Source organism: Chitinophaga sancti (assembly GCF_034424315.1).
Lineage (GTDB): Bacteria > Bacteroidota > Bacteroidia > Chitinophagales > Chitinophagaceae > Chitinophaga > Chitinophaga sancti.
Genome location: NZ_CP139972.1, coordinates 456,010 through 463,675 on the forward strand (window position 1 = coordinate 456,010; position 7,666 = coordinate 463,675).

The following is a 7,666-nucleotide window of genomic DNA, read 5'->3' on the forward strand; positions in this document are numbered from 1 at the left end:
AATCACGATTGAAACAGTGTTCAAAGATAATAAATAGCTACATTTACTTATGGTTGTTAACATTCAGGAAGTAAACGATCCCCGTGTAAGGGAAAAAATTATTGAGCATGACGAACTAGGAGGTGTCTTAGGGATCTTTGTGTATTCAATATCAGCCAATTATGAGGGGAAAATGCCTGCTGAATACGAGGCTCATATGATGGTTGCCCGTCAAACGATGGCAAAGATCATTTATAATTGGAATCTGCACATCAACAAGGTAGCACCCAAAGGGCAACGCGAAAATATCCCTAACCTGCCCGTACTCAATTACAAAATGCTGGACGAAAGTGGTACTAAAATAGACCTCGAAACATTCCTGGGGCCCTGTTTTGATGTGGACAAAATGAAACCCATCGTTCGTGGAGAGCTGGGGAATGATACCATGAATTCCTACTTTTATTACGATGGGGAAGAAACCCCCGCCGACGTTCTATACATGCATACCCGGCCCGATGATGGGGTACATGGGGCATTTATCTATGCCCTGATCGAGCCACCCTATTCCATGAAGTTCGAACAAAGCATCCTAAAGAAAGGAGCATATGTACTTGACTTTATCAACTTTTTCTTTGACGATCTGCACCAGCTGGAAATCTACACCTGGAGCACAGATTGCTCTAATTTCTTTGACTCGGGCAAGGAATGGTGGGGCACCTATTTCTGGACAGTTTACAACCCGGTAAAGAACCGTTATATAGGTATTGTAGGGTCCTCGACGGACTAAAACGTATGTACATAACAGGTACATGTCGCTGGCGAATCCAGGTGCAATCATTGAGGAACGATCAACACCTGGATCCATTGAATCAATGCCTGTTTAGTATGCTGCATTCGAGTTATCTCAACTGGCAACCCGATGCAAATATCAGAAAGGAAAGACTGGCTAAGCTGAAAGCGGAAGCCAGTAGCTATCCTGTCTATATCAGTGCAGTCATCAACCGGTTAAAATAATGCAGACAACGGCTTCGTTGACAATATATCAAAAACCGTCTGACCCGGTAGCACCCGGTATACAGGAATCTTAATATCGTATTGCCGGCATAATGCTACGATACTACTATCAATCTGTTCATTTGAATACCTGGAAGAAAAATGCCCCAATATCAGGGTTTCTATATTGGTCTGCTTAACACCGATCAATACATCTTCCAGCCTGCTGTGCTTATTCCTGTGAGACTGACTCTCTACTTCATCACCCAGGAATGTCGCCTCATGGATCAGTACTTTCGCATTGTTCCAGTATTCAAAATTCTCCGCGGGCGTATCCCCTGTGTAGCATAACAGGACCGTCTCTACTAAGATATGTGTCGCTTCCCTGCCTAAGTGATCAATCACCTTTTTAATCTCCAGTGGCGGGAGCGACAGATATGCTGCCTTTAGTTTGTACCTCACCTGCACTACTTTGAATCCAAAGCTTTTGATTACCTGCGCAGGTGCAGGCACATGATTGTTGCGCAGGGCTTCTACATACACATCCTTCTTAATCCAGACACGCTCCCTGTCTGCCAGCGGATGCCATACCGTGCCAACTACATGCGGATCAAATTTCACAGAGAAATCCCTGAGGGCAGGAAAGGATTTGCTGTCTTTCGGATAATGGATAATAGGAAAACCCTCCCTGGCATTCAGCTGGTTAACCTGCAATAACCCGGTGATGTGGTCTCTGTCAGGATGAGAAATAAATATGTTTTCAATCTTCCTGCTCTTTTGTAACATGGCAGACATCATCCCGTCTCCACAGTCAAACAGTAAACCTAATTCTTCAATAAAATACCAGGTAGAAAATAAAGCAGTTGAATATCCGGAAATTGTCAGGGTCATAATGCCTAAAATTAGGATATTAGCAACAATAAAAGGAAATCCATGATAACATATTTCGATAAGATCAGGCATTTATACGGCATTGCTGCAGCTGAAAGGATTGGTTTTGAGGCAGGAGAATTCAATCATCCCTTACCGGAGGTGTTGATGGCCTACTACCTCAGTTTAGGCAAACAGGAGGCGATTAATTATACGCATAACAGGCTTTTACTACCCAGTGAGATCGACTTTTCGCAGGATGATTACCTGGTGTTCTATGAAGAAAACCAGGGTGTGGTGTATTGGGGCATTAAAAAGGCTGATCTTGCTTTGCCGAATCCTCCTGTATACGGGAATTATTCAGGTGATGAAATGCAGCCTGACTGGCATCAGGAATGTGCGACTACAGATGGATTTTTGTTATTGATGGCCGTATATAACGGCGTACTTGGCGGACTGACATTCAACGCCAATTCGCTGGAACCAGTGCCTCCGGAAACCGTTGCTTATGTACAGGAAACCTATGAGGAACTAAAAGAAATCTCTCATGCCAACCAAAGAGTCTATACGCGTGATTTCGAAGAAATGGTAAGTTTGTCTTTCGATAAAGAAGGTCATTGCACCGGGGCATTTATTGGTACCAATGACGCGGACCGCTTTGATGAAATGCTTGACAACCTGGAAATAGAATGGAATTATATTTCCCTGGAGGATGAAGACGAAGAATAGTGAATCTATTCACCGGAACTCATTCCCTGGATAGGTATTTGTAATAGATACATGAGTTCACATAAAATCAGTAAATTAGGATATATATTCTGCCTATGTATTTATTTGATGTCATCCTGATCCTTGCAATAATTTTCCCCTTTGTAGCGGCCTATTTTATATCGCGTTCCATTTATCGCAAAGTCCGTGCAGCAGGGAAAAAAGGCCCTGTTCTCTACCGGGTTATTTCATTTGTAATCAGTTACCTGGTGATTTTCGCCGTATTTGTATACCTGGTCTTAATGAATTTACGGCTGGAGCGATAAATCCACCATTCAGCAAAGAGTAAATTGGGAACAAATCCCATCCATGCATCTATCATGTACAATGTGAGCGGATCAGGATGGAAGGTTTGGAGTAATATTACCTTCCAGGTTCGCAGTGTTATGGCCGAAAAGGTCAGCGCATAACTGCGGATCATGTATCTTTTATGCGCAGCAATATCTCCTTTTTTAACCTTCACCAGGGCCTTGTAAGTAAAGTAAAACCACAGGCAATCCAGCAGGATAAAAGCTAGTTTAGAAGGCCATAATCCATTGGCATACGCACCCATGATCAGCCCCACCGGGAAGTTGATGATCAAAATATCAATCACGTAGATTTTCCCTATTAATTTATGTGCCCTGCGATAGTGGTGCAGAAAATGTGCTGAGAACTGTGTGAATCCTGCTGCCAGTGCCAGGATACTGGAAAAAACATGGATGTAAAAAGCCGTTTTCCATATAGGAATATGGAGGTACTCCTGTTTAAATTCCAGGAAATGAATATTCGTCTGGAAGCTGGAGTAATCAATGATCATGCGCAGCATCAGGAAGGTGCCCACAGAAAGTACCAGGTAGGCAATAAATGATTGCACAATGCGAACGATCATGGATTAAATATACATCCAATTTTCTTTACAGGTTATATAATTCATACCCCCCGTTCCAGGTAGAACCCCAACAACCCGGCAAAAGGCATCGCCGGCTTTTCAGTCATCCCTCTCATTAAAAGTAACAGACCATTCGTCCGGGAACTTGCTTTACCGGCACATGCCATGCCCATTCCCCTAAATGGGCGAAACCGGGGTTGACAAAAAAATAAAATGAAGGCGCTGAGAATTGTGTAAAAACCATTTCGTCTCTGGGAGGGGTACCCTTTTAATCAGCTTCATGACCTGGAAGGTAGGAGTACAAAACTGGTCAAAAAGTAGGGTATCCGGGTAATAACGGGCAGATAACCCGTAGATAAGCCGCCTCTTTTAAGATGCGGGTCATAGGCGGCTTATAGGCGGGATATCTGCGGGATATCTGCGGGATATCTCTCTTTTTTACCAGTCTTTGGACTGGCCCCGATATAGGTTTACATGTGGGCTAATTACTCCTCTTATCAGCCTATTGGATTTACCCGGCTCTTAGCTCCTGGGGTAATTAATCCTTTACCGGTAGATAGTTTTTCACCAGTTTAAAGCTGTTATCATTGGAATCCACCTCATAAAAGAAAAGGGAATCGTGTTCCATCATCACCCTGTTTTCCAGGTCCTCATCTGGTACAGGGGCTCCCCTGGTAGGAATAAGAAGTAATGCAAACAAGGTCTTCCAGTTATCACTTTTGGAGGTATAGGTGCTCCTATCATAGGTATTTCCATTCATTAGTGCCTGGAAGCATCCGCTCATCATAGGGATTAATGAATGCTAAAAATATTTACTTTATATTGTATTGTTATGAAAAATTGTACCCTTTGTTTGTTCCTGTTGTTCCACACATTTGCAGGAATTGCCCAGAAAGCCGACTTAATCGAGCAAACATCCTATAACGACGATAAAAGGGGAACAGCCAGAACCTTGCAATATCATCCGGAAGGAAAGGAATTCGTTTGTATAAACGGTAAAAACCGGTATACAAGGGCATTATATGGCGGGCCTACCGCTTTCAGGCTGGAGACGGGTGACCGACCCGTATTTGCAGCCTATATAGACAAAAACAGCCAGCATATCAGTTTTTGGGTAACTATGCCGGGAAAGGGGAGAAAAGCCCTGGATTCCACCTCTTTTTGTGAAGCACGGTACCTGGCGGGCAAACGCAGCTACTTACTCAGGGATTCATCCTGGGGGAATGGGGAATTGCGCATCAGTGTACTGGCATTTTATGACAGGGAAGGAGCTGTATGGAAAATTGATTATAGTAACATGCCGGCAGGAAGCATCGTTTCTGCAGGGATGACAAAGATCCGTGCACAAAAACTTTTTCGTTCCGGAGATATGGGTGCCGATCCGCCGGGGGTATTTGAAGCACCTGATAAGCCGGTATATACAAATATTTGTCAGCTGGAAAAGAGTGCCTGTATTGTTTTCAGTGACTTAAAATTAAGTGTTGTCAATACATCCGCACTCTTTGATACCACAGAAAAAGAAAGAGCACAACTCGCTGATCGTATGCAGCTTACAACACCTGATCCCTTTATTAATCCCATTGCCGGCGCATTGGTAACTGCGGCAGATGGTATCTGGGATGGCAAAAGCTGGTTGCACGGCGCTATTGGCTGGCGGATGCCGCTCACGGGTTGGCGGGCTGCCTATGCCGGCGATTTCCTGGGCATGCATGATCGTGCCAGGATTCACTTTGATGGATATGCTGCCAGCCAGGTGACGAATGTACCCAATACCATTCCGCACCCTGCACAGGATACTGCGCTCGACCTGGCCCGTGCTGTCAAAAAATGGGGTACACCCATGTATAGTAATGGCTACATTGCCCGTAATCCGGATCGCCCCGATCAGATGCATCATTACGATATGAACCTAGTGTACATCGATGCGTTGCTCTGGCATTTACAATGGACCGGTGATCTTGCTTACGCAAAGAAAATCTGGCCTGTGCTCAGCAGGCACCTGGCCTGGGAGAAACTGAATTTTGATCCCGACAATGATGGTTTATACGATGCCTATGCCTGCATCTGGGCCAGCGATGGCATGTATTACAATTCCGGTGCCGTTACCTATTCTTCTGCTTATAATTGCCGGGCGAATAAACTGGCAGCCCTCATTGCAGAAAAGATAGGAGAGGATCCACTGCCTTACCGGGCAGAAGCCACTAAAATACTAAGTGCCATCCAGGCACGTTTATGGCTGCCCGAAAAAGGGCACTGGGCGGAATACCAGGATTATATGGGGCTGAAACGGGTACACGGAAGTGCGGGTGTGTACACAATTTATCATGCCATTGACAGTGATGTACCTGGTGCTGTACAGGCCTTTCAGGCCACCCGTTACCTCGATACACAGATCCCTCATATCCCTGTAAAGGGAATTGGTCTGAAAGATGAGGGCTATGCCACGATTGCTACCAGTAACTGGATGCCCTATACCTGGAGTACGAACAATGTGGCTTTTGCGGAGGTAATGCATACTGCACTGGCCTATTTCGAGGCCGGCAGAAATGAAGCTGGTTTCCAACTGTTCAAAAGTGCCATATTGGATGGTATGTACCTGGGTGATAGCCCGGGGAATTTTGGCCAGATCTCCTTTTACGATGCCGCCAGGGGAGAGTGTTACCGCGATTTCGGCGATGCTATCGGGGTGGCTGCCCGTTTGCTGGTCCAGGGATTGTTTGGCATCCGCCCGGATGCATTGAATAAGCGGATCATTATCAGGCCTGGTTTCCCTGCGTCCTGGCCATATGCCTCCTTAAAAACCCCTGATCTGTCTTTTGATTATAAGAATGATACCTACCATATTGTTACTCATTTTCCGGCTATTGAATTGCAGATCCCTGCAAAGAAAGATCATATTAAAAAGATCACTGTAAATGGTAAGGCGGCCCCTTGGCAAATGTCTGCTGCCGTGGCGGGCACCCCGCTTATTTCAATCAATATTCCTGCCGGTACCTGTGATGTGAGGATCGAATGGGCAGGAAAGGACATTGTCATTCCACCACTGACCGGTGAGCAAACTACCTTCAAAACAATCAGGCAGGGGGAGATGACATGGCTGGCAGCACAGGGTGTCAATACACCATCACCCGATATGACGGCTTATACTGCTTTCTCCCGGCTACAACCTGGATTATGTGAGCAGGTCAACATAGATACCCAGTTGAACGCAGCCCTGAAAGATATTTTTCAAAACGAATATCGCTCTCCCCGTTCACCCTATACCACCTTGCAGATTCCCCTGCATGGAATAGGAGAGTGGACACATCCTAAAACAACAGCAGCAATTGCAGCAGATATAAAATACGATTTCCCGGTTCCTTTCCGCATTTCCCACAAAGAGAAAAACGTTGTATTTACATCGCTTTGGGATAATTACCCAGACAGTGTACAGCTGGCCATAAATGGCAAAGCAAACCATGCCTATCTTTTATTGGCAGGCAGCACGAATTCCATGCAAAGCCGTATTGAGAATGGCCGGGTCACTATTGTATATAAGGATGGTTCCCGGCAGCTCACAGCGCTGGTCAACCCGGAAACCTGGTGCCCGGTGGAACAGGATTATTTTACAGATAGCCTCGCTTTTAAAATGAATCAGCCAAAGCCCTGGCGCCTTCATTTCAAAACGGGTTTAGTGAGTCAGGACCTGGGCCGCGACCTGAAAATTAAGGGTGTATATGGCCGTGAAATTGATGGAGGAGCGGGGATGCTGCTGGATATTAAATTGGACCCGGAAAAAGAATTGAGTACCCTCACCCTTCAGGCATTGTCCAACGATGTGGTAGTTGGTTTAATGGCGCTTACTTTGCAACGCAGCAGGTAAGGTAACTCACAATATCGTACAATTGATAATATACTACCACAATAGGGGCTTTTTTTACCTCAAAAAGCCCTTTTAACCTACTCCCAAACGCAAATATTATAAAAATTATTGCATTCTAAAAAAGCTTTATAAGTTATTGACTTATAAGGCTTTTGCTGCTCTCCTCGTGTCGTCCTGACTTTTGTTATCAATTTGTTAAAAACTCGTATTTGTTTGATTGCCAGTTGTCAAGGAGTTTTATCAATTATAATATATTAAAATATATCAAACTTATTTTATATTTGCTCGTTCGTATATAATTATCATTGGCCTATGAAACACAT

The 7,666-nt window shown here is 44.7% G+C and carries 7 protein-coding genes; 4 read left to right on the forward strand and 3 right to left on the reverse strand.

The annotated features are described in order from the left end of the window. The first annotated feature begins 49 nt into the window (after positions 1–49). Together U0033_RS01705 and U0033_RS01710 are read left to right on the forward strand one after the other, a co-directional pair. Positions 50–766 (forward strand): hypothetical protein, encoded by a 717-nt coding sequence (locus tag U0033_RS01705; RefSeq protein WP_072357481.1) that lies wholly within the window; start codon positions 50–52, stop codon positions 764–766. Between the two features lie 5 nt (positions 767–771). After that, positions 772–993 carry a hypothetical protein gene (locus tag U0033_RS01710; protein ID WP_072357482.1) on the forward strand — a complete coding sequence of 74 codons (222 nt, stop codon included), beginning with the start codon at positions 772–774 and terminating at the stop codon, positions 991–993. On the opposite strand, the gene U0033_RS01715 is transcribed toward U0033_RS01710, so the two are convergent. Further along, complete coding sequence (locus tag U0033_RS01715) at positions 985–1,863, reverse strand: MBL fold metallo-hydrolase (RefSeq protein WP_072357483.1); 879 nt, start codon at positions 1,861–1,863, stop codon at positions 985–987. The two genes, U0033_RS01710 and U0033_RS01715, sit on opposite strands and share 9 nt — an antisense overlap. A gap of 42 nt (positions 1,864–1,905) precedes the next feature. Between U0033_RS01715 and U0033_RS01720 the strand changes: the two genes are divergently transcribed. Then, positions 1,906–2,571, forward strand: coding sequence for a hypothetical protein (locus U0033_RS01720; protein WP_072357484.1), 666 nt, complete (start codon positions 1,906–1,908; stop codon positions 2,569–2,571). A gap of 241 nt (positions 2,572–2,812) precedes the next feature. On the opposite strand, the gene U0033_RS01725 is transcribed toward U0033_RS01720, so the two are convergent. Together U0033_RS01725 and U0033_RS01730 are read right to left on the reverse strand one after the other, a co-directional pair. After that, entirely contained in the window at positions 2,813–3,481 is a 669-nt protein-coding gene (locus U0033_RS01725; protein WP_072357485.1) for a DUF2306 domain-containing protein, read from the reverse strand. 538 nt (positions 3,482–4,019) lie between these two features. After that, positions 4,020–4,268, reverse strand: a complete 249-nt coding sequence (locus tag U0033_RS01730; RefSeq protein ID WP_143150623.1) for a hypothetical protein — start codon at positions 4,266–4,268, stop codon at positions 4,020–4,022. 45 nt (positions 4,269–4,313) lie between these two features. Between U0033_RS01730 and U0033_RS01735 the strand changes: the two genes are divergently transcribed. Then, positions 4,314–7,343, forward strand: coding sequence for a DUF4450 domain-containing protein (locus tag U0033_RS01735; protein WP_072357487.1), 3,030 nt, complete (start codon positions 4,314–4,316; stop codon positions 7,341–7,343). The last annotated feature ends 323 nt before the right edge of the window (positions 7,344–7,666 follow it).

Bases quoted from the DNA above. Each gene is read 5' to 3' on its own strand.
- U0033_RS01705 (WP_072357481.1), top strand. From the start codon at position 50: ATGGTTGTTAACATTCAGGAAGTAAACGATCCCCGTGTAAGGGAAAAA.
- U0033_RS01710 (WP_072357482.1), top strand. From the start codon at position 772: ATGTACATAACAGGTACATGTCGCTGGCGAATCCAGGTGCAATCATTG.
- U0033_RS01715 (WP_072357483.1), bottom strand. From the start codon at position 1,863: ATGACCCTGACAATTTCCGGATATTCAACTGCTTTATTTTCTACCTGG.
- U0033_RS01720 (WP_072357484.1), top strand. From the start codon at position 1,906: ATGATAACATATTTCGATAAGATCAGGCATTTATACGGCATTGCTGCA.
- U0033_RS01725 (WP_072357485.1), bottom strand. From the start codon at position 3,481: ATGATCGTTCGCATTGTGCAATCATTTATTGCCTACCTGGTACTTTCT.
- U0033_RS01730 (WP_143150623.1), bottom strand. From the start codon at position 4,268: ATGATGAGCGGATGCTTCCAGGCACTAATGAATGGAAATACCTATGAT.
- U0033_RS01735 (WP_072357487.1), top strand. From the start codon at position 4,314: ATGAAAAATTGTACCCTTTGTTTGTTCCTGTTGTTCCACACATTTGCA.